This is a genomic window from Streptomyces sp. NPDC050528 (genome assembly GCF_044457795.1).
Classification (GTDB): Bacteria; Actinomycetota; Actinomycetes; order Streptomycetales; family Streptomycetaceae; genus Streptomyces.
Genome location: NZ_JBITHH010000014.1, coordinates 228,630 through 250,759, shown reverse-complemented (window position 1 = coordinate 250,759; position 22,130 = coordinate 228,630). Strand labels below are relative to the sequence as shown.

17 protein-coding genes are annotated in these 22,130 nt (G+C 69.6%); 8 read left to right on the top strand and 9 right to left on the bottom strand.

The window, feature by feature from the left end; genetic code table 11:
- Nucleotides 1–31: 31 nt before the first annotated feature.
- The 6 genes from ACIBK4_RS40320 to ACIBK4_RS40295 all read left to right on the top strand — a co-directional run bounded on the left by ACIBK4_RS40320 (nt 32) and on the right by ACIBK4_RS40295 (nt 5,510).
- Nucleotides 32–379 (top strand): hypothetical protein, encoded by a 348-nt coding sequence (locus tag ACIBK4_RS40320; protein WP_399003326.1) that lies wholly within the window; start codon nt 32–34, stop codon nt 377–379.
- A 167-nt stretch (nt 380–546) separates the two neighbouring features.
- Nucleotides 547–1,434: a hypothetical protein gene (locus ACIBK4_RS40315; protein WP_399003324.1), complete on the top strand. Its 888-nt coding sequence runs from the start codon at nt 547–549 to the stop codon at nt 1,432–1,434.
- A gap of 115 nt (nt 1,435–1,549) precedes the next feature.
- Entirely contained in the window at nt 1,550–2,362 is an 813-nt protein-coding gene (locus ACIBK4_RS40310) for an SAM-dependent methyltransferase (protein WP_399003322.1), read from the top strand.
- A gap of 41 nt (nt 2,363–2,403) precedes the next feature.
- A complete protein-coding gene (locus ACIBK4_RS40305) occupies nt 2,404–3,807 on the top strand; it encodes a glutamine synthetase family protein (RefSeq protein WP_399003320.1) in 1,404 nt (467 codons plus the stop codon).
- Nucleotides 3,808–3,809: 2 nt separating this feature from the next.
- A complete protein-coding gene (locus ACIBK4_RS40300; protein ID WP_399003318.1) occupies nt 3,810–4,958 on the top strand; it encodes an amidohydrolase family protein in 1,149 nt (382 codons plus the stop codon).
- Nucleotides 4,959–4,982: 24 nt separating this feature from the next.
- Nucleotides 4,983–5,510 carry an NUDIX hydrolase family protein gene (locus ACIBK4_RS40295; protein WP_019070873.1) on the top strand — a complete coding sequence of 176 codons (528 nt, stop codon included), beginning with the start codon at nt 4,983–4,985 and terminating at the stop codon, nt 5,508–5,510.
- 237 nt (nt 5,511–5,747) lie between these two features.
- Here the strand turns inward: ACIBK4_RS40295 and ACIBK4_RS40290 are convergent, their stop codons facing one another.
- The gene (locus ACIBK4_RS40290) at nt 5,748–6,650 is read right to left on the bottom strand and encodes a class I SAM-dependent methyltransferase (protein WP_399003316.1); all 903 of its coding nucleotides are present in this window, start codon (nt 6,648–6,650) and stop codon (nt 5,748–5,750) included.
- A 173-nt stretch (nt 6,651–6,823) separates the two neighbouring features.
- On the opposite strand from ACIBK4_RS40290, the gene ACIBK4_RS40285 reads away from it, so the two are divergent.
- Nucleotides 6,824–7,459 carry a TetR/AcrR family transcriptional regulator gene (locus tag ACIBK4_RS40285; protein WP_399003314.1) on the top strand — a complete coding sequence of 212 codons (636 nt, stop codon included), beginning with the start codon at nt 6,824–6,826 and terminating at the stop codon, nt 7,457–7,459.
- Between the two features lie 39 nt (nt 7,460–7,498).
- Here ACIBK4_RS40285 and ACIBK4_RS40280 read toward each other — a convergent pair whose 3' ends face one another.
- A complete protein-coding gene (locus ACIBK4_RS40280; protein WP_399003312.1) occupies nt 7,499–9,274 on the bottom strand; it encodes a tannase/feruloyl esterase family alpha/beta hydrolase in 1,776 nt (591 codons plus the stop codon).
- Between the two features lie 266 nt (nt 9,275–9,540).
- On the opposite strand from ACIBK4_RS40280, the gene ACIBK4_RS40275 reads away from it, so the two are divergent.
- Entirely contained in the window at nt 9,541–11,001 is a 1,461-nt protein-coding gene (locus ACIBK4_RS40275; RefSeq protein ID WP_399003310.1) for an MFS transporter, read from the top strand.
- Between the two features lie 77 nt (nt 11,002–11,078).
- On the opposite strand, the gene ACIBK4_RS40270 is transcribed toward ACIBK4_RS40275, so the two are convergent.
- From ACIBK4_RS40270 to ACIBK4_RS40240, 7 genes are all read right to left on the bottom strand, one after another.
- Complete coding sequence (locus tag ACIBK4_RS40270) at nt 11,079–11,690, bottom strand: sarcosine oxidase subunit gamma (RefSeq protein ID WP_399003308.1); 612 nt, start codon at nt 11,688–11,690, stop codon at nt 11,079–11,081.
- Entirely contained in the window at nt 11,683–15,015 is a 3,333-nt protein-coding gene (locus tag ACIBK4_RS40265) for a sarcosine oxidase subunit delta family protein (RefSeq protein ID WP_399003306.1), read from the bottom strand. Before ACIBK4_RS40265 ends, ACIBK4_RS40270 begins: the two co-directional genes overlap by 8 nt.
- Before the next feature lie 11 nt (nt 15,016–15,026).
- Complete coding sequence (locus ACIBK4_RS40260) at nt 15,027–16,262, bottom strand: sarcosine oxidase subunit beta family protein (protein WP_399003304.1); 1,236 nt, start codon at nt 16,260–16,262, stop codon at nt 15,027–15,029.
- Complete coding sequence (gene glyA / locus ACIBK4_RS40255; protein ID WP_399003302.1) at nt 16,259–17,542, bottom strand: serine hydroxymethyltransferase; 1,284 nt, start codon at nt 17,540–17,542, stop codon at nt 16,259–16,261. Before glyA ends, ACIBK4_RS40260 begins: the two co-directional genes overlap by 4 nt.
- Nucleotides 17,543–17,563: 21 nt before the next feature.
- On the bottom strand, nt 17,564–20,002 hold the full coding sequence (locus tag ACIBK4_RS40250; protein ID WP_399003300.1) for an FAD-dependent oxidoreductase: 2,439 nt from the start codon (nt 20,000–20,002) through the stop codon (nt 17,564–17,566).
- Between the two features lie 428 nt (nt 20,003–20,430).
- Entirely contained in the window at nt 20,431–20,913 is a 483-nt protein-coding gene (locus tag ACIBK4_RS40245; protein WP_399003298.1) for a hypothetical protein, read from the bottom strand.
- Nucleotides 20,914–21,155: 242 nt separating this feature from the next.
- Nucleotides 21,156–22,118: an ABC transporter substrate-binding protein gene (locus ACIBK4_RS40240; RefSeq protein WP_399003296.1), complete on the bottom strand. Its 963-nt coding sequence runs from the start codon at nt 22,116–22,118 to the stop codon at nt 21,156–21,158.
- Between the last annotated feature and the right edge of the window lie 12 nt (nt 22,119–22,130).

The window sequence follows — 22,130 nt, the reverse complement described above, 5'->3', positions numbered from 1 at the left end:
GCGACCGCCCCTCACGACGGAGGAACCTGCCATGACTGCGGAATCGCGAGCCGTGCCGGAGACCTTCGCGTTCACCTGTGGTGACTGCGGCCACTGCTGGGAGGCGACCTTCCAGGTGATGTTCTTCACCGACCCGACGGACGCCGCCGGCCTGACCACGCAGGAGTACGTCGACGAGGAGGGGAAGGCCCTCAGGACGCCCCTCGCCGACGCGATCTGCCCGAAGTGCGGCGGGCGCACGGTCCATGTGCTGGAGGCCGGACTCGCCGAGCGGGCGCGCCGCGCGGAACACGAACCCCGTCCGCCGCACGAGCACCACGAGCACCGTCTGCATCTGCCGCACCGGCATTCCGGGACTCCGGAGGACGAGGCACGCTGACGCGCCGCGCACCCCGGCGCGCCTCTCGCCTCCGGAGGGCCCCTCACCCGCGAAGACTCGCATCCCCCTACTCCCCGTGACTCACCCGAACGGCCCCCTGTACTGGAGACCCCGGCGCCCCGATGGTGCGCTGGGGACACATCTGCCACTCCCCCGGAGGCCCCGCCATGCACCGTCGCCCGCCCTCCCGACCTGCTCGTCCCTTCCGTGTCCTCGCCTCGGTCGTCGCGGCGGGCGCCCTGCTGACCTGCGCGGCCTGCTCCGGCGGAGGGGACAGCGACGGCGGCGGCGCGGGCCACGACAGCGCCTCGGACGTCGCCGCCTCGCCGCTCGCCGCCGAGTCCCCGCTCGCCTCGCCCCGTACCGGGAAATCCGCCTCGCCCAGCGCCGGGAGGTCCGCCGCCGTCCTCACCCAGGCCGGGGCCACATCCGCGTTGATCACCGAGGCCGACCTCGAAGACGGCTGGACGCAGGTCAAGGACGCCTCCGGCTGGGGCGACAAGCTGGTCGTCGGCAAGGTCGACGTCGCCGACTTCCTCACCGCGAAGACGAACGCCGCCGACTGCCAGAAACTGCTCGACGCGCTCTACGACGACACCCTCCTCGGCAAACCGTCCGGCGCGTCCGCGCTGACCGGGTTCGAGCAGGGCGACTCCCGGCTGCTCTACCAGGTCGCCGCCTACGACCGGGCCAAGCTCGGCACCTCCCTGAACTGGCTGAAGACGCTGCCGGTGAAGTGCGACCAGTTCACCGCGACGGACTCCAAGGGCGGCCATCGGACGGTCCAGGTCATCGAGGACCCGGTGCCCGCCGTGGGCGACGCCCGCCAGGGTCTCCAGGTCACCGTCACGGGCACGAGCGGCAACGAACCCACCACGCTCACCCTGCAGTTGGCCGTCGTCCGGGTCGGCACCGACGCGATCACCGTCACCTCCGGCGGCCTCGACGGCACGGAGGCCGACACGACCAAGGCCGCCGTGCAGCACGGCACCGCGGATCTGAAGGACGTCCTGGCCGGACGGACTCCGCCCGCCCAACCCGGCCACCTGGACTGACAGTTCGCGGCTCCCGGAGAACATTCGCCCCGATCGCCGCGAACCCCTGGGCCGAGTGATCACCTGACGGCACAATGGAGTTGACGGATCGGACGGACGAACAAGGAGCCACAGCGTGAGTGACAGCGACACCCCGGCAGAGGGACCGACCCGGCTCAACACCGGTGTGGCGCACAACGCGCGCGTCTGGAACTACTGGATCGGCGGCAAGGACAACTACGAGATCGACCAGCGGGTCGGCGAGCACGTCGCCGGAATGTTCCCGGTGATCCGTGAAGTGGCGCGCGCCGACCGGGACTTCCTCGGCCGGGCGGTACGGTTCCTCGCCGGCGAGCGCGGGGTACGGCAGTTCCTCGACATCGGGACCGGACTGCCGACCGTCGACAACACCCACGAGATCGCCCAGCGCGTCGCACCCGACGCCCGCATCGTCTACGTCGACAACGATCCGCTGGTGCTGATCCACGCCCGCACGCTGCTGACGAGCACCCGCGAGGGCGTCACCGACTACATCGACGCTGATGTGCACGACCCGGAGGCGATCGTCCAACGGGCCGCCGCCACCCTGGACTTCGAGCGTCCGGTCGCGGTGATGATGCTGGGCATCCTGAACTTCATCCTCGACACCGAGGACGCCCGGGAGGTCGTACGCCGGGTCATGGCCGCGGTCCCCTCGGGCAGTTTCCTCGTGCTGACGCACCCGACCTTCGACGCCGACCTCGGCGGCGAGGGCAACGTCCCGGCGATGGAGTTCTGGAACGAGAACGCCACTCCCCCGATCACCGCCCGCAGCCGCGCGGACGTCGCCGCCTTCTTCGAGGGGCTCGACCTCCTCGACCCGGGCCTGGTGCCGTGCTCGCAGTGGCGCCCGGACTCCGAATCGCCCGCCGTGGTACCGCAGTTCGGCGCGGTGGCCGTGAAACCCTGACCGGAGCCGCCGACCGTGCCGGACGCGCCCCTGGAGGACGTATGACCACCCTTGCTGACCCCCTCCCCGGCGGCCGTCCCGGCGAGGTCGAGCGCGCCACCGCGCTGGCCGCCGAGCTGACCGGGCGGGGGGTGCACGGGATCGTCCTGGCCTACGTCGACACCGCGGGCGTGGGCCGGGTGAAGACGGTCCCAACCGCGAAGCTCGCCTCGGCGTCCGCCTGGGGCGTCGGCATGTCCCCGGTGTTCGACACCTTCCTGGCGAACGACTCCATCGTCACCACCGACGTCCTCGGCTCCCCGGACGGCGATCTGCGCCTCTACCCCGACCTCGACCACCTGGCCATCCTGTCCGGCCAGCCCGGCTGGGCCTGGGCCCCGGTCGACCGCATCACCCAGGAGGGCGAGCGCCACCCCGGCTGCAGCCGAACCTTCCTGCGCCGTACGGTCGTCGACGCGCAGCGACGGCACGGGCTCACCTTCCGCGCGGGCATCGAGATCGAGTGGTCACTCGGCCTGGCCACGGCACCCGACGGCACGTTCGTCCCCGCCACGACCGGTCCGGCGTACGGCGCGGCCCGGCAGGTCGAACTGAGCGACTACGGCGCCGAGTTGCTGTCGGCCCTGGCGACCCAGGGCGTGGACGTGGAGCAGTTCCACCCCGAGTACGCGGCCGGTCAGTTCGAGCTGTCGGTGGCCGCGCTCGACCCGGTCGCGGCGGCCGACCGCAGTGTCCTCGTACGGCAGACGATCCGCGCGATCTCCCAACGGCACGGCCTGCGCGCCTCGTTCAGCCCGGCCGTCCTCGCGCGCGGCGTCGGCAACGGCGGCCACATCCACCTCTCCGCCTGGCGCGACGGTACGAACCTCCACTCCGGGGGCGACCGCCGCTACGGCATGACGGCCGACGCCGAGTCGTTCGCGGCCGGTGTCCTCGCCCACCTCCCGGCGCTCACCGCCGTCACCGCGCCGAGCCCGGCGAGCTATTTCCGCCTCCAACCCTCCCAGTGGGCCGGGGTGTTCACCGCCTGGGGCCGCGAGACCCGCGAGGCGGCGGTACGCGTCGTCACCGGCACGGCGGGACAGCGCGCCCAGGCGGCGAACCTGGAGGTGAAGCCGGTCGACCTGGCCGCCAACCCCTATCTCGCCCTCGGCAGCCTGATCGCCACCGGCCTCGACGGCCTGACCAGCGCCGCCACTCTGCCCGAGGAAACCACCGGCGACCCCGCACACTTGGGCACGCCGGAGGCCGAGACCCGGGGCGTACGACGGCTGCCGACCTCCCTCGCCGAGTCCGTCGCGGAGTTCCGCAAGGACGAGCACCTGCGGGCCGCGCTGGGACCGGTCCTCGCCGACGCGGTGATCGCCGTACGACAGGGCGAGATCGCGGCCGTGGCGGACCTGGACGACGAGCAAATGGCTGCCATGTACCGCTGGACGTACTGACGATGGCCACCGGACCGGTCCACGAGGCGCTCGCCGCACTGGAGTTGGTGGACCACCACTGCCACGGAGTCGTCACCGAGGACCTGGACCGGGCGGCCTTCGAGTCGCTGCTCACCGAGGGGGACGTCTGGCCCGGCAGCGGGATCTCGCCCTTGGACAGCCCGGTCGGGATCGCCGTACGCCGTTACTGCGCACCGGTGTTGGACCTGGAGCGGCACGCGCCCGCCGACGAATACCTCGCCCGGCGCGCCGAGTTGGGCCCGCACGAGGTCAACCGGCGCTTCCTGACCGCCGCCGGCACCGGCGTCTTCTGCGTCGACACGGGGTTCGCGCCGCACCGCATCACCTCGCCCGCCGAACTCGCCGAACTCCCCGAAGCGGCGGGCGCGGTGGCCCATGAGGTCGTACGCCTTGAGACGGTCGCGGAGTCCGTGGCCGCGCGCGGGGTCGAGCCCGACGGGTACGCGGAGGCGTTCCGGACGGCCGTTCTGGACGCGGTGCGGCGGCCGGGGGTGGTGGCGGTGAAGTCGGTGGCCGCGTACCGGACGGGGTTCGATCTCGCCCCGGGCCGTCCCTCGGAGGCGGAGGTGACCGCGGCGGCCCGTGCCTGGCTGACCCGGGGCGGGCGGCTCGAAGACCCCGTCCTGGTACGGGAGTTGCTGTGGACCGCGGTCGACCTCGGCCTGCCCCTCCAGCTGCACACGGGCTTCGGCGACAACGACATCCGGCTGCACCGCACGGACCCCGCCCTGCTGACGGACTGGCTGCACGCGACCTCCGGGACGATCCCGGTGCTGCTCCTGCACTGCTGGCCGTACCAGCGTCAGGCCGGATACTTGGCGGCCGTCTTCGAACGCGTGTACCTGGACGTGGGGCTCACCCTGCACCACGTCGGACCGGTCCGGGCGCGGGCGGTGCTGGCGGAGGCGTTGGAGATCACACCGTTCCGCAAACTGTTGTACAGCTCTGACGCATATGGTCTGTCGGAGTTCTATGGGCTCGGTGCGCTGGCGTTCCGCCGAGGTCTTGGGGACCTTCTCCAGGACCGGGTGGACGCCGACGAACTGGGCCTGCCCGACGCACTGCGCCTGGCACGCTGGGCGGGGGCCGACAATGCCCGCCGGGTCTACCGGCTATCCGACGGACACTGAAAGTATGATCAAGCAATGTCTGACATGACCGACACCACGCCCGGTTGGCTGTCCGCCGACGACCTCGAACAGGCACGCGCCCGCATGCCGATCCTCTACGTCGAGGCGGTCCCCGTCCGCGTCGACGACAGCGGCGAAGTGACCAGCATCGGCCTGCTGCTGCGCATCGGCCCGGACGGCACCGTGAACCGCACGCTGGTATCCGGCCGCGTACTGCACCACGAGCGGGTCCGCGACGCGCTCCTGCGCCACCTGGAGAAGGACCTCGGCCCCGTCGCGCTGCCGCGCATCCCGACCTCACTGCAGCCGTTCACCGTCGCCGAGTACTTCCCGACGCACGGGGTCACGCCGTACCACGACCCCCGCCAGCACGCGGTCTCCCTCGCCTACGTCGTCCCGGTCACTGGCGACTGCCGGCCCCGACAGGACGCTCTCGACCTCGTCTGGTTCAGCCCCGAGGAGGCCGCCTCGGAGGCACTGCGGAGCGAAATGCCGGGCGGACACGGGGTGTTGCTCAAGCAGGCGCTGGCACACGTGGGTTGTGTGTCCTGACGGGACGGGCGAGGCGATTGTCTACAGTCATCGATCGACAGTTGACGGTCGGCGGTCGGCGGTCGGCGGTCGCCAAACGGTGGTCGACAGCTGCCGAACGACGGTTGCCAGTCGGCAGTCGGCAAGGTACCTATCAGTGATCGACGGTCGACAGTCGCCCATCAGCAGTCCACGGTCGACAGTCGCTGATCAGCGGTCGACGGGGGACCGCCGACTGTAGACAGTCGACCCCGGCCGTCAGCACCCGTCCGCCCGCGTCGCGGTGACCGCGACCGTGGCATAGCGCATGGTGAAGCTCCCGCCCGCCTTGTCGACCGCCGCCCCGACGCCGTCCAGCAGTTCGGCCAGCCTGTCCTGCGGCAGTCGGGTCAGGAGGCCGATCGTGGGCAGTTGGTCCAGCCAGGTGTCCCGGGTGTACGTCCGCTCCCAGTCGAAGCGCCACTCCTCCGCGTCCCCGAACCCACCCGCCGTACGGAACCCGTCGGCGGCCTTGGCGAGCATCGGCGCGTAGGAGGTCTCGGGCGCCCCCGACAGCCATCGCACGTTGACCGGCGCCTCGGGCACGACCCGTTCGTAGACCTCGGCGAAGGCTTCCCCGATGTCGGGCGGGAGTTGGAAGACGTGCCAGAACGCGGCCAGCCGTCCGCCGGGGCGCAGTACCCGCGCGGCCTTCGCGGCCCCCGCGACCGGGTCGATCCAGTGCCAGGACTGGGCGGCGACCACCGCGTCGAACTCCCGGCCCGCCGGTTCCCAGGCCTCCAGTGTCGACACATCGACCTCGACACCGAGGCGTCGCGCCACCTCGGCCATCCGCCCGTCCGGCTCGACCCCGAGCACCCGGCAGCCCGCCGCCTGGAACTGCCGGGCCGCGATGCCGGTCCCGCACCCGGCGTCGAGGACATCGCGCCCGGGGCTGCCGCTGACGATCCGGTCGATCAGGGCGTCGGGATACGGAGGCCGGGCGCGCTCGTAACGCTCGGCGTCGGTACCGAAGGACTCCGCGATGTGCCGGGCCCGATGCGAGTCCCGCACGGCGAGCCGCGACCCCTCGGGCTGTTGCGGTTGCTCGGAATGCTCCAACTGCCCGGCAGGCTCTGGTCGTTCAGGCTCTTCAGGCTGTTCAGGGGGGATAGTGGGCATGCGCCCACTTTAGTGGGCACCCGCCCACTCGTCTACGGTTGGGCACGCGCCCACTTGTCCATGGCCGGACATCTGCCTGCTTGTTCAGGGCCGGGCATCTGCCCACTCGTCCGGAGCCGGACATCCGCCCGCTCGCCGGGGCAGACCCGGGCGCGGAAGGAAGGATGCACGGTATGCCGACAGGGGTGGCCCTGCGCGATGCGCGTGAGCAGTTGTTCGACGCCGCCGAGCGGGTGCTGCTCCGGGACGGGGCGAACGCGCTGACCAGTCGGGCGGTGACCACGGAAGCAGGCTGCGCCAAGGGCGTCCTGCACCGGCACTTCGCCGACTTCGACGCCTTCCTCGCGGAACTCGTCCTGGACCGTATCGGCCGGCTCGACGCCCAGTCCGCCGCCCTGCACGCCGCCGCCGGGACGGGTACGGTCGCCGACAACCTCACCGGCGCGCTGTCGGAGCTGTTCGGTCCGGTCGCGGTGGCGATCGTCGGTCTGGTCATCTCGCGGGACGCCCTGCGTGCCCGGCTGCGCGGCACGACGCCCGCCGGGGTTCCCCTCCTCACCGAGGCCACGGGCATGTTCGCCTCGTACCTCGCGGCGGAACGCGACCTCGGCCGCATCACCCCGGATGCCGACATCGACACGCTCGCCCGCACCCTGATCGGTGCCGGGCACCTGCTCGCCGCCGGCCAGCCCGGCACCGTACCGGAGACCGAGGCCTATCACCGCGTGGCGACCACGGTCGTCGCCGGCGCCCTGCGGCACCCGGATCCGGACCGGCGCCCCCGCTCGCCGTCGCGGCCCCCGGCGTGAACCGCGAGCCGCGATGCCTCAACTACCGCTCTTCTACGGTCAGTTCTTGCCCTTGGTGACGACCCACTTGCCGCCGACCCAGTTGCCGACCGTCTCGTAACCGGAGCGGAAGGAGCCGAGCCAGTCGAGCTTCAGGTTCGCCTCGGCGGTGGACTTGACGGGGGTGTAGCTGCTCGCGTCGGTGGCCGAGCCGCCCGTGGTGTTCTTGGCGTAGTAGGGGAAGGGATAGACCGGCCGGGAGGCGGTGGTGTTCCCGCTGCTGTCAACGGACTTGGTCGTCAGGCTGGTTGGGGCATCGCCCTGGGTGACCCAGTCGGTGATCGCTGTCAGCGCGTCGAAGGTGTCCGGGCCCTGGCCGCCGCCGCAGTGTGCGACGCCGGGGAGCAGGAAGAGACGGGCGAAGGTCTTGGTGGCCGTCTCGCCGCCGACGGCCTTCTCAACTGCCTTGTAGTAGGCCATCGTTCCCACGGCGGGGATGTGCTGGTCGCCGAGACCGTGCCAGAGGATCAGCTTGCCGCCGGCCTTCTTGAACGCGGTGAGGTTCGGGTCGGTGGCGTCGTACATGCCCTCGCCCAGGGCCATGACCTTCTTGTAGTAGGCGGCCGTGAACTTGATGTCCTTGTACGTCAGGGTCGGCTGCGGGCTGTCGAAGATCTGGTAGCGCAGGGTCTCCCGCACGAAGCTGATGTCGCCGCTGGCGCCGGTGGCGGTGGCCGGGGTGATGATGCCGGCCCAGTTCAGCTCGGAGCCGCGCAACTGGTAGCCGGGGTAGAGGAGTTGGCCGTGTTCGTCGGTCGGCCCGGCGTAGATGCGGCGCAGGGTGGTGACCTGGTCGGCGGTCAGGCAGTACGCGTCGGACGTCGAGGTCTGGCCGGCCTTGCACTGAATGGTGCCGGGGTCCCAGGTGCAGCTCAGCGGGTCGGCGATGATGCCGTCGGCGGGGGCGCCGCAGCCCTTGAGCACGGCCTTGTGGAGGTCGGCGAGGTCGGCGTTGGTGATGGTCGCCGGGCCGCCGTTCAGGTACACGGACTGGGCGGTCCAGGCGTGCGAGAAGGTGTTCAGCGCGGTGAAGTTGTTGGCCGGGGCGCCGGCGATGATGCCGTCGAAGTCGGTCGGGTAGCGCTGGGCCTCGGTGAGGGCCTGATGGCCGCCCTGGGAGCAGCCGTCGAAGTAGGAGTGGGTGGCGGCCTGGCCGTAGTACTGCTTGATGATCGCCTTGGCCGCCTGGACCAGTTCGTGGTCGGACTTGTAGCCGAAGTCGGCGCGCAGGGTCGGGTCGGTGGAGAAGAGGCCGCCGCCCTGGTAGTGGCCCTCGTCGCTGGAGGCGACGGCGAACGCGCCGGTGGTCAGCGGGACGCAGCCGGTCGAGGCGGGGGCGCTGGTGACGCTGGTGTTGCCGCAGAGGCCGCCGCAGCCGACCTGGAGGTAGTTGGCCTGCCAGCCGGTCTCGGGAAGCTTGATCTCGAAGTGGAGTTGGGGAGCGATGACGCCCTTGACGTCACAAGCGGCCCAGTTGCCAAGGGTGTTGGCGCTCGCGGCGAGTTCGTTGGCCGAGGTGATCTCGAAGGGCACCCCGGGGACGGCGGCGGCCAGGTCGAGTTGGGCAACGCCGGAACAGGGGATGGCCGGCGCGATGCCCGAGGTCGTGGTGCTCGCCGAAACGGCCTTCGCCGAGGCCGAGTTGGCGGCCTGCGCGGTACCGATCGTGCTGTTGGCCAGCGCCACGCTCGCACCGGTCACCAGGGCGATGGCCGCGGCGAGGGCCGCTATGAACGTGGCCGAATTCCACTGACACCGTCTGAACAGCTTGGGCATGCCGGGTACTCCGTTCGATCGCCGGACCGGGGGTCGTGCAGGCACGGCGAGGAACGTAGCTCTCCGTTCATCAGCGAGCAATAGCGTCGACTCTATTGTTGACGATTTGGTCGAAGACTTTGGCCCGATATCGCTGACCAGGCCCGGAGCCGACACCCGCCACAACGTTAGCTTTCTTTTTGCGCAACTCATTGATTGTACCGACCGTTAGGTCTAATTTATCGGCTCTCTGGACCTTCGCTCCGCTCACCTCCGGAAGGCCGCCGATGTCCCAGACCCAGCTCACTCCCCCGCGGGACGAGGAAAGATCGCCCTCGACGACCCGCAATGTCCTCGTCATCGTCGCTCTCGTTTGGACCGTCCAACTGGTCGCACTCATCGCCGCGTTGTCCGGCATCGCACAGGCCGACATCGCCATCCACTTCAGGACCACCGAGATCGCGTGGTTCACCCTGATGACCCTGCTGACCGGGACGTTCTTCCTGCCGTTCGCGGTCAAGGCCGCCGCCGTCTTCGGCAAGAAGCGCGTCCTGCTCGTCGCCACGGGACTCGGCTTCGTCGGCGACCTGGTCGCCGCCGTCGCGACCGACTACCGCACCCTGCTGATCGGCCGCGGCATCGCGGGCATCTACGCCGCCAGCGCCCCGCTCGCCTACGCCATCACCCGTGACGTGTTCCCGCGCAAGTGGGTCGGGGTCGCCAGCGGGATCCTGGCCGGCGGTGTCGGTCTCGTCGCGTTCGGCGGACCGTTCCTGTCCGGCTGGCTGCTGGACGACTACGGCTTCCGCGGCGTCCTGTGGTTCATGGCCATCAGCACCGCCGTCAGCTTCCTCCTGGTCGCGGCCTTCGTGCCGGAGAGCCCGGTCCGCGCGGCGGCCGGCCGGATGGACTGGGCCGGCGGAATCCTCCTCGGCGGCGGCGTCACGGCCGTCATCTACGCCGTCGGCCAGGGCTCGCACTGGGGTTGGGGCAGCGGCAAGTTCATCGGCTACGTCGTCGGAGCCGCGATCGCGCTGATCGCCTTCGTCCTCGTCGAACGCCGGGTCGCGGAGCCCCTGTTCCCGCTCTCCATGACCCGACGCCGCCCGGTGTGGACCGTTCTCCTCGCCACCTCCATCGCGGCCGGCTCGCTCAGCGCCGTCGGCGTGGTCATCCAGCTGCTGATCCTGATGCCGAACATCCCCACGATCTCGGCGGGCCTGGGCTGGTCGGGCACCCACAACGCCATCGTCACCAGCCCGATCAGCGCCATGATCATCGTGGGAGCCGTCGGTACCGGCCTGCTCTCCCGCCGGATCGACGCACGCATCCTCCTGGGCACCGGCGCCGCGCTCGCGGTCCTCGGCTACGGCATCGGCACCCATCTGCACCACAGCGCCCCGCAGATCATCGAGATGGGCGTGATCGCGGGGCTGGGTACGGGCATCGTGATGGCGATCGTGCCCATCATGATCATCGAGGTGGTCACCCCCGAGGAACAGGCACTCGCCAACGGCGTCCAGACCCTCGGCCAGGGCGTCGCCCAGATCGTCGTCTCCCAGCTGGCCTTCGTCGTGATGGCGCAGCACGGGGCGGTCCTCAAGGGCACCCAGTTCTACCTCGACGCCGGCTTCACCAACGGGCTCTGGCTGGTGGTCGGTTGCGTCGCCGTGGGCGCCCTGCTCGTCGCTCTGATCCCCAGGAGCAAGCGTCTCGACGAGGTGGAGGTCGGCCAGGCGGTCGTCTGACACCACCGGCACAACCACCCACATGCGGAAGGCCGTTCTGCCGGTGACGGCCGAACGGCCTTCGGTGTACGGCCGGTTCAGTCGTTGCGCACGTACTCCGCCGCCGCGTCCAGCAGCCAGTCCGTCAGATACCCGGCGAAGGACGAGCGGACCAACACCCAGAATCCGGAGCCGGGTTCGTCGCGTGCGACCAGGACGACCTGGGCGCGGGCCAGCATGGTCTGGGCGCAGCGTCCGGCGCCGAAGGCCCGCGGGTGCAGGTCCAGCGCGCAGCCGTGGGCCAGCAGGTCGCGGGCCCGCGCGCCGGAGACGAGGAGGGTGGTGCGCTGGGCGGAGACGTCGGTGACGGCGATGTGTTCGTCACCGGCCGCCGCACGGATCCGCTGCTCCACGTCCCGCTGGGTGTCCGGCGGTCCGACCACCAGCCACTCGTCCGGCCCGAGCCACAGCACGGTCAACTCCCCTGACCGGACAACAGTGTTGGGCTCGACGGGCAGCGACAGACCGAGTGCGAGTCCTACGGCGTCCGCCGCCGCGCCCTTCGGGTCGAGCCGGAGGTTCACCTGGGCCAGGAAGGGGAGTTCGGCCAGCCGGATCGTGCCGCCGGAGGAACGGGTCGTGGCCGCCAGTCGGTCGGCGGCGCCCGCGAGGGGGCTGCGGCGCGGGACGGAAAGGGCGGTGTCAGCCATCGCGGCGGGCTCCCTCGGGGTCGTAGAGGACGGGGCTTGCGACGGTGACCGGGATCAAGCGGTCGCCCACGGGGGCGTAGAGGCGTTCGCCGATGCGGTCGCGGCCGCCCTTGATCAGGGCGAGGGCGAAGGTGCGGCCGAGGGCGGCGCTGCGGTAGCTGGAGGTGACGTGGCCGAGCATCGGGACGGGCGGGGCCGGGAGTACGCTGTCCGCGATGAGTTGGGTGCCCTCGGGGAGGAAGGCGGCGGGATCCTCGGGGAGCAGGCCGACGAGGTGCTTGCGGTCGGGGCGGACGGCATCTGCGCGGGCGTAGGAGCGCTTGCCGATGAAGTCGGGCTTCTTCTTCGACACCGCCCAACTCATGCCGAGATCCTGGGGCGTTACGGTGCCGTCGGTGTCCTGGCCGATGATCGGGTAGCCCTTCTCGGCGCGCAGGACGTGCATGGTCTCGGTGCCGTACGGGGTGATGCCGAAGGGGGCACCGGCCTCGTACAGCGCCTCCCACAGGGCGAGGGCCTCCCACGGCGAGACGTTGATCTCGTAGGCGAGTTCGCCGGAGAAGCTGATCCGGCACACCCTGGCCTCGATGCCCGCGACGGTCGTGTCCCGCCAGGCCATGAACGGGAAGTCATCGTTCCCTACGGCCAGTTGGGGCGCGAGCGAGCCGAGCACCTCGCGGGAGCGGGGGCCGACCAGGGCCACGGTGGCCCACTGTTCGGTCACCGAGGCACAGTGGACGCGGAGTTCGGGCCACTCGGTCTGGTGCCACTCCTCCATCCAGTCGAGTACGGCGGCCGCGTTGCCCGTCGTCGTCGTGACCAGGTAGCGGTCCGGGGCGAGGCGGATGGCGGTGCCGTCGTCGAAGACCATGCCGTCCGGGCGGCACATGACCCCGTAACGGACCATGCCGACCTTCAAGTTGCTCATCATGTTGGTGTAGAGCCGGTCGAGGAAGACGGGTGCGTCCGGGCCCTGTACGTCGATCTTGCCGAGGGTGGAACCGTCCATGAAGGCGACGCCCTCGCGGGCCGCCGCGCACTCGCGCAGGACCGCGGTCTCCATGTCCTCGCCGCCCTGCGGGTAGTACCAAGGACGCTTCCACTGGCCGACGTTCTCGAACAACGCGCCCTGCATGACGTGCCAGTCGTGCAGCGCGGTCGTACGGATCGGGTCGTGCAGGGCGCCCCGGTCGCGGCCGGCGAGGGTGGCGAAGGAGACCGGTGTGTACGGCGGGCGGAAGGTCGTCGTGCCGAGCAACGACACGTCCACGCCCAGGGGTTCGGCGACCACGCCACTGGCCAGGACGCCGGAGGTCTTGCCCTGGTCGTTGGCCGTGCCGGCCGTCGTGTAGCGCTTGGTGTGTTCGACCGAGTTGAGGCCTGCGGCGGTTGCTCGGGTCAAGTCGGCGACGGTGACGTCTCGTTGGAGGTCCACGAAGCGGGGGGCGTCGGTGGTGACGCCGGGGACGTCGAAGACCTGCATGGCGGGGGTGTGGGGTTCGGGGGCGATCTGCGGGAGGCGGGGGGCTTCGGCCGTGTAGCCCTCTGCCTCCATCGCTCGGGCTCCTGCGGCCGCGCCCTGCAACAAGGCACCGGCCAGGTCGAATTCGCCGTTCGCGCTGCCCGCGACCTCGACTGCTTGTCGGCAGGTGTCCGGGACGAACGTGCCGAGGGTGTCGTCGTAGCGGAGTTTTCCTCCTGCCTGGCTGAAGAGGTGGGCGACCGGGTTCCAGCCGCCGGAGACCAGGAGGAGGTCTGCGGTGAACTGCCTTGTCGTGTCCGGGGTTTCGCCGTACGGGGCGACCGTTACGGCGGTCAGGCGTGGGGTGCCCTCGGTGCCCACTACTGCGTGGCCGGGCAGTACCTCGATGCCTGCGTCACGGGCTCGGCTTGCCCAGTCCTCCGGGGCGGACGGGCGGGTGTCCACTATCGCCGCGATCCGTACGCCTGCCGCTGCCAGGTCCAACGCGGCTGCGTACGCACTGTCGTTGGTCGTGAAGACGACGGCGTTGCGGCCGGGGAGGACACCGTAGCGGTTGATGTACGCGCGGGCCGACGCGGCCAGCATTACTCCGGGGCGGTCGTTGTCCGGGAAGGCGAGGGAGCGTTCGTGGGCGCCGGTTGCCAGGACCACTCGGCGGGCTCGGATGCGCCAGACGCGTTCTCGGGAGATGTGGGTGGGGGCTGTTGCGCCGAGGTGGTTGGTGCGGCGTTCCACGGCCAGGAGGTGGTTGTCGTCGTAGTGGCCGAAGACAGTGGTGCGGCGGAGGACGCGGACGTCGGGGGCGGTGGTGAGGTCTTCGCTCAACTCGGTTACCCAGTCGAGGTGTTGGGCGGTGTCCTGGAGGCTGCCGCCGAGGTCGGGGCGGTCGTCGGCGAGGATGACGCGGGCGCCGGTTCGGGCTGCGGTGGCTGCGGCGGCCAGGCCGGCTGGGCCTGCGCCTACGACCAGCAGGTCGCAGTGGGCGTGGACGGCGTCGTAGCGAGCGGGGTCCGGTTCTGTGGCGAGGCGGCCCTGGCCGGGGAGGCTGGTGGCGATCAGGCCGTCGTACAGCTCGATCGTTGTGGCCGGGAGCATCGGCTCGGGGAACGGGGCCTCGATCTGGATGACGGCGTTGGGTTCTTCGACTCCGGCGGTGAAGATGCCTCGGGGGCGGCCGAGTTTGATGCTGGTGCCGGTTTGGATGATGCCGTTGGCGAGGAGGGCGGAGGCGAGGGTGTCGCCTTTGTAGCCCTGGTATTCGGTGCCGTCGAAGGTGAAGGTGAGGGGGGTGTTTCGGTGGATTCGGCCGTGGGTGGGGTGGCGGAACGGATGAGTCTCGCCCCCGCCGCCCCTACCCGTCCCATCCTCCAGGAACTCTGCCCCTTCGACCCCGCTCCCAGGGGGCACCGCCCCCTGGACCCCCGTCGGCCCCGAAAGGGCCTCGTCCTCAAACGCCGGACGGGCTGAGATTGCGGGCCTGGGCTGAAGAGTGGACGCGGGACGGGCTGACATTGCCGGCCCGCGCTGAACAGTGGACGCCGGAGAATCGGCAACTACCCCCACCCCAGCCGCCGTTGGCCGCTCCTCCCCCGCCCGGTACACCCCCAGGATCTCGTTCGTCGCCGTGTCCCTTACCGCGTTGAACCAGCGGCGGCAGCCCGCCGCGTGGTTCCAGCGTTCCGCGAAGGGGCCCTTGGGGTTGTCGCGGAAGAACAGGTAACGCGCCCACTCCTCGTCGGTCAGGTCGGACGGGGTTTGTGGGTAGGCGACATGGGCCTGGCCGCCATAGTGGTACTCGGCCTCGTCGCGGGGCCCGCACCAGGGGCAGGGGATCAGCAGCATCGTTCGGCTCCCTAGTGGGCCACCGCGGCAGCGCCGTGCTCGTCGACGAGCGCGCCGGTGGTGAAACGGTCGAGCGAGAAGGGGGCGTTGAGGTGGTGAGGGGTGTCGTGGGCGATGGTGTGGGCGTAGACCCAGCCGACGCCCGGGGTGGCCTTGAAACCGCCCGTCCCCCAACCGCAGTTCAGGTAGAGGTTGTCGACCGGGGTGAGGCCTACGATCGGTGACGCGTCCGGGGTTACGTCCACGATGCCGCCCCAGGTGCGGAGTACGTGGGCGCGGGCGAAGACCGGGAACAGCTCCAAGGCCGCGGCCATTTGCTCCTCGATGATGTGGAACGCGCCGCGCTGCGTATAGGAGTTGTACGAGTCGATGCCCGCGCCCATCACCAACTCGCCCTTGTGCGCCTGGCTCACGTACACATGGACCGCGTTCGACATGACCACCGTGGGGTGGACCGGTTCCAGGAGTTCCGAGACCAGTGCTTGCAACGGGTGGCTCTGGAGCGGGAGTTGGATGCCCGCCATGGCTGCCAGGACCGACGTGTGGCCCGCCGAGCACAGGGCTACCTTGCCCGCCGATATCGGGCCGAGTGTGGTCTGTACGCCCACCACCCTGCCGTCGACGATGTCCAGGCCCGTGACCTCGCAGTTCTGGATGAGGTCGATGCCCGCCGCGTCGGCCGAGCGGGCCAGGCCCCACGCAACGTGGTCGTGTTTGGCGATGCCCGCGCGGGGTTGGTAGGTGGCTCCCATCACCGGATACCGCACGTCCGGTGAGGTGTTGACGATCGGGCAGACCTCCTTGACCTGCCGTTCGTCGAGCCATTCGGCGTCCACGCCGTTGAGGCGGTTCGCCTCTACTCGGCGCACGCTGTCCCGGACGTCCTGGAGGCTGTGGGCAAGGTTGAGGACTCCACGCTGGGAGAAGAGGATCGGGTAGTCCAGCTCCTCCTCCAGGCCCTCCCAGAGTTTGAGGGCGTGTTCGTAGATGCCCGCGCTCTCGTCCCAGAGGTAGTTGGAGCGGATGATCGTGGTGTTGCGGGCCATGTTGCCGCCCGCGAGCCAACCCTTCTCCAGCACCGCGACGTTGGTGATGCCGTGGTTCTTCGCCAAGTAGTGGGCCGTCGCCAGGCCGTGGCCGCCGCCGCCCACGATCACCACGTCGTACGAGCGTTTCGGCTCGGGGGTGCGCCAGAGCCAATCGGGGTGTTCGGGGAGGTCCGCGCCCGGGGTGCGGGGGGTCGTCATCGGGAGGTGCCCTCCTCGGACAGGTGCGGGTAGAGCGGGTGCTTCGCCGCGAGTTTCTTCGTGCGGGCGCTCAAGTCGCCCATGTCGGGCTCCGGTTGGAGGGCCAGCGCGATCACGTCCGCCACCTCTGCGAAGTCCTCCTCCGTGAAGCCGCGTGTCGCCAACGCCGGCGTGCCGATGCGCAGGCCCGACGTGACCATGGGCGGGCGTGGGTCGAAGGGCACGGCGTTGCGGTTGACCGTGATGCCGATCTCGTGGAGCAGGTCTTCCGCCTGTCGGCCGTCCAACTCCGAGTCGCGCAGGTCGACCAGGACGAGGTGGACGTCCGTGCCGCCGGTGAGGACCTTGACCCCCGTGGCTGCCACATCGGCTCGGGTCAGGCGTTCCGCGAGGATGCGGGAACCCGCCAACGTACGCGCCTGGCGTTCCGCGAACTCCGGTGATGCCGCGACCTTGAACGACACCGCCTTCGCGGCGATGACGTGCTCCAGCGGGCCGCCCTGCATTCCGGGAAACACCGCCGAGTTGATCTTCTTGGCGAGGTCGGCCTCGTTGGTGAGGATGACTCCGCCGCGTGGGCCGCCGAGGGTTTTGTGTGTCGTCGTCGTGGTCACGTGGGCGTGTGGCACGGGGTTCGGATGGAGCCCTGCGGCTACCAGGCCCGCGAAGTGCGCCATGTCGACCATGAGCAGCGCGCCCACCTCGTCGGCGATCCGCCGGAACTCCGCGAAGTCCAACTGCCGTGGATACGCCGACCATCCGGCGATGATCATCTGGGGGCGGTGTTCCTTGGCGAGGCGTTCCACCTCGTCCATGTCGACCAGGTTGTCGGTCTCGGAGACGTGGTACGGAACCACGTTCAGCATCTTGCCGCTGTAGTTGAGACGCATGCCGTGGGTGAGGTGGCCGCCGTGGGCGAGGTCCAGGCCGAGGATCGTGTCGCCGGGCTTCAACAGGGCGAAGAACACCGCCGTGTTGGCCTGCGCGCCCGAGTGCGGCTGGACGTTGGCGAAGCCCGCGCCGAACAGGGACTTGACCCGCTCGATCGCCAACCGCTCGGTGACGTCGACGTGTTCACAGCCGCCGTAGTAGCGACGGCCGGGGTAGCCCTCGGCGTATTTGTTGGTGAGGACCGAGCCCTGCGCCTCCAGTACGGCGGAGGGTGCGAAGTTCTCGGAGGCGATCATCTCCAACGTGGACTGCTGACGGTGCAGTTCGGCGCGGAGTGCGGCGTGGACCTCGGGATCCAGTTCGGCCAAAGGGGTGTTGAGCGCGTTCATACGGCGTTCGTGTCCTTCCGGTCAGCCACGGAGACGGGACATCGTCGGGTCGAACAGTGGCTCCGCCGCCACGACCGCCTCGACGCGCTCGTCGAAGTAGCCGATGTGCAACTGGGTGCCAGGGGTGGCGAGTTCGGCCGGGAGCCAGGCGTAGGCGATGCCCTTGCCGATCGTGTAGCCGTAGGCGGCGCTGGTGACGTAACCGACGGCGCGCTCGCCGTCGTAGACCGGCTCCTTGCCCATGACGACCGAGTGCGGGTCGTCGATGGTGAGGCAGGTCAACTGCCGTCGCACGTCGGTCTTTCGGCGTTCCAGTGCCGCCTTGCCGATGAAGTCGCCCTTGTCGAGTTTGACGGCGAAGCCGACGCCGGCCTCGTACGGGTCGTGCTCGTAGGTCATGTCGGTGCCGAAGGAGCGGTAACCCTTCTCCAGGCGGAGGCTGTTGAAGGCGCCGCGGCCTGCGATGACACCGCCCAGCGGTTGCGCCGCCTGCCAGAGGGTGTCCCAGAGTTTCTGGCCCTGGTCGGCGGTGGTGTACAGCTCCCAGCCCAGTTCGCCGACGTACGACAGACGCATGGCGGTCACCGGGACCGTGCCGATGTAGGCCTTCTTGGCTCGGAAGTATTTGAGGCCTTCGTTCGTGAAGTCCTCGTCCGTCAGGGGCTGTAGGACCTTGCGTGCCAGTGGGCCCCAGAGGCCGATGCAGCACGTGCCCGGCGTGATGTCGCGGACCTGGACCGTGCCGTCGGCCGGGAGGTGGCGGGTGAACCAGTCGAGGTCGAGGTTGCCGTTGGCACCGACCTGGAAGCGGTCGCGGGCCAGGCGGGCGACGGTGATGTCGCTGCGGATGCCGCCGTCCTCGTCCAGCAGGAGGGTGTACGTCACCGAGCCGACCGACTTGGCGACCTTGCCGGTGACCAGGCCCTCCAGGAAGTCGGCGGCACCGGGGCCGGTGACCTCCAGGCGTTTGAGGGCCGTCATGTCGTACATCGCGACCGTTTCGCGGGTGGCCTGTGCCTCGGCGCCGACGATGGGCGACCAGTACTGCGCCGCCCAGTCGTTCGGGGTGGGGATCGAACGGCCTTCCAGCAGGCCCGAGTTGGCCTCGTACCACTGGGGGCGTTCCCAGCCGTTGGCCTCCAGGAAGACCGCGCCGTGTTCCAACTGGCGGGTGTGGAAGGGGCTGGTGCGGATCGGGCGCGGCTTACCGGACGGCTGGAGGGGGTGGAGGATGTCGTAGACCTCGACGAAGTTCTGGCAGTCGCGGGCCAGGACGTATTCGGGGGCGAGTTGGTGCTGTTCGAAGCGGTTGACGTCGCACTCGTGGAGGTCGAAGGACGAGCAGTATCCGTCGACCAGCCACTCGGCCATCGCGCGGCCGACGCCCGCCGAGTGCGTGACCCAGACGGCCTCGGCGACCCAGAAGCCCTTGACGTCCGAACTCTCCCCGAGGAGGGGGAAGTTGTCGGTGGTGAAGGAGAACAGGCCGTTGATGCCCTCCTCGACCTTCGCGTCCTTCGTGGCGGGGAGCAGGGACTGCGTCTCCGTCCAGGCGGGTGCGAAGTCGTCCTCCGTGAACTTGAGGACGGAGGGCATGTCGTCGGCCTCGCCGACCGAGAGGATGTCGTCGGCCGAGATGGGCATGGGGCGGTGGCCGTAGTAGCCGATGCCGATGGCGTCGAAGCGGTCGCGGTAGTAGAGGTCGGCGTCCTGGTGGCGCAGGATCGGGCGGACGGCCTCCTCGGTCTGGCCGGCGAGGGCGGGTACCGGTCCGGTCCAGGCGAGTTGGTGGCCGAGCGGGGTCAGCGGGAGGTTCATGCCGACCATGCGGGCGATCTTGGGGCCCCAGATGCCGGCGCAGCAGACGACGATGTCGGCGGGGAGCTCGCCCTGGTCGGTGAGGACGCCGGTGACGCGGCCGTCGGCCCGCTGGACGTCCAGGACTTCGTGGCGGGCGAGGAAGGTCACACCGCGTTCCGTGGCCCGGCGGATCTGCGCCTCGACGGCGAGGACGGCTTTCGCGAGGCCGTCGGTGGGGACCAGGAGGCCGCCGAGGACCCTGTCAGCGTTGAGAAGCGGGTGGTGCTCGACGCACTCCTCGGGGGTGAGCAGGCGGGCCTCGATGCCCCAGGCGGTGATCCAGCCGTGGCGGCGGTGGAGTTCGGCGACGCGCTCGGGGGTGGTGGCTACTTCGAGGCCGCCGACCTGGAGGAAGCAGGGCTTGCCGTCGACGTCCAGGGAGCAGAACTTCTCGACCGTGTAGCGGGCCAACTCGGTCATCGTCTTCGAGGAGTTGGTCTGGAAGACCAGCCCGGGCGCATGCGAGGACGAGCCGCCGGTGGCGGGCAGCGGGCCCTGGTCGACCACGGTCACTTCGGTCCAGCCTCGCGCGGAGATCTCGTCCGCGAGCGCCGCCCCCACGACACCCGCTCCGATGATGACCACTCGGGGTCCCGCCATCGCCGCACCTCCGGCTAGAAAGCAATCCGGTTGCTGTCTGCGCAACATGCTTCAGGTTGCGCAACTCAATGTGCCCGGCGCGAGGAGTGGGTGTCAAGGGGTCCGTGACGTCGGAAAACAGCCCGAAACACACCCCGGAACACAGTGATTCCGGCGGGCGGCGCGCATGCGCCCGGGTGCGCTGCGGGAGTTGAGCGAGCCGCGAGAGCCGCGGGAGAACTTCTCGCGCCGAGCGGGTGGAAAATGGGCACACCGGAACGCGAGCTCCGCAGGCAACAGCTTCACATTCCTGCGGGAAATCCGCACAGAAAAGGCGCCTTACCGGCTGCGGCTTCCGGAAGTGTGCGAACTCCCTTGTGCCGCAGTCCAGCAGGCGCCTCCTGCCGTTCTTCAGATCACCGGACGGTCATGGCCCGATGAATCCAGGATCAGTCGTGGAACGGGCAGTCCTTGATGATGAAGAACGCCTTTCCGGGCTGATCCACGCCGAGTTTCGCCTGCTCGCCGGGCCTCGAACTGCCGATGACCAGGTCCGCGCCCTTGAATTGCGTGGTCTTGGAGTGCCACAGGCGCCGACCACCGGAATACTGGTAGAACTCCACATCACCGTTCTTCGCGACCCGCACGTACGCGGACGGGCCGCTGAGGTGTCCGTTGGCCGCGTACACCGTGCAGGTCAGGGACTTGTAGGTCATGTAGATGTTGTAGGACTTCCCGACGCAGAACTTGGCCTTCCTGGACGAAGGGCCATCGGTGATGCAGTGTCCCGCCGTCAACTTGCTTCCGTTGGGCAGCCGGTTGCTTGCGGCCGCGTCGGCCGGGCCGGCCGCGCCCAAGGCGATCGCGGCCGCGGCCGCGAAGACGGCCGCCTTGCGAGCGGAACCGGAACCGATGTTGAAAATGCGTGCCATGACACAATCCTCCCCGTGAATGAATGGATTCGCGCGTGGTCCTACCGCGCTCCATCCCGGACAGGATCTTACCGTTCAGGCACGTTCATCACTTGTCCCAGAGATCCTTTTGCCGCAGTTTGACCATGTGTATTTCCCTTGACGCCCGCCGCGAAGAATGCGGAGCCGCACAAGAAACCCGGCCACGTGACCACATGCCACGCGGCCGGGCTCCAAAACCACTCAAGGAAGCAATGTGGGCGCTACTTGAGCCAGGCCTTGACCTTGTCGGGATTGGCGTCGACCCACTTCTTCGCCGCGGCGTCGTCGGACAGCTTGTCCTGGGCTATGTACTTGGCCACGGTGTTCTGGTCGTCGTTCGTCCAGTTGAAGTTCTTCACCAGGTTGTACGCGGGGCTGCCGGACTTGGCGAACTTGGTGCTGACGACCTTGTCCAGGTTGTACACGGGATAGTCGCAGGCGACCTTCGTGGCGACGGCGTCACACCCCGTCGTGTAGGCCGGCAGCGCGACCTTCTTCAGCGCCACCTCGGACAGGAACCACTGCGGCTCGTAGAAGTAGCCGATGACCCACTGCTTGTTCTTCTCGGCGGTGCGGAAGGCCTGGATGAGCGCGGTCTCGCTGCCCGCGTACACCACCTTGAAGTTCAGCTTCAGATTGGTCACCAGCGCCGCGTCGTTGGTGACGTACGACGGGTCGCCGTCGAGGAGTTGGCCCTTGCCGCCCGACTCCGAGGTCTTGAACTGGGACGCGTACTTGTTCAGGTTCTCCCACTTGAGGACGTCGGGGTGGGCCTTGGCCAGCCACGGCGGCACGTACCAGCCGATGAGGCCTTTGTTGCCGGTCTGTCCCGCCTCCACGGCCGTCTTCTGGCCGGTGATGTACTTCTTCTTCAGGTCGTCGTGGCCCCAGTTCTCCAGGATCGCGTCGACCTCGCCGGTGCCGAAGCCCTGCCAGGCGATCTGTTCCTTCAGGTCCTTCTTGTCGACCGTACAACCGAGGTCGTGCTGCGCGACGTACGCGACGACCGCCGCGTCCGCCTCGTAGCCCACCCACGGGTTGACCGCGAGGTTGAAGGTGCCGCACTTGCCCGAGCTGCTGCTCGATCCCGAGGAGGTGTCGCCGACCTTCGCCCCGCCGCAGGCGGTGAGGGTGAGGCCGAGAACGGCCAGTCCGGCCGCGCCGGTTCGCCAGTGTCTTGCCATGGTGTCGTGCTC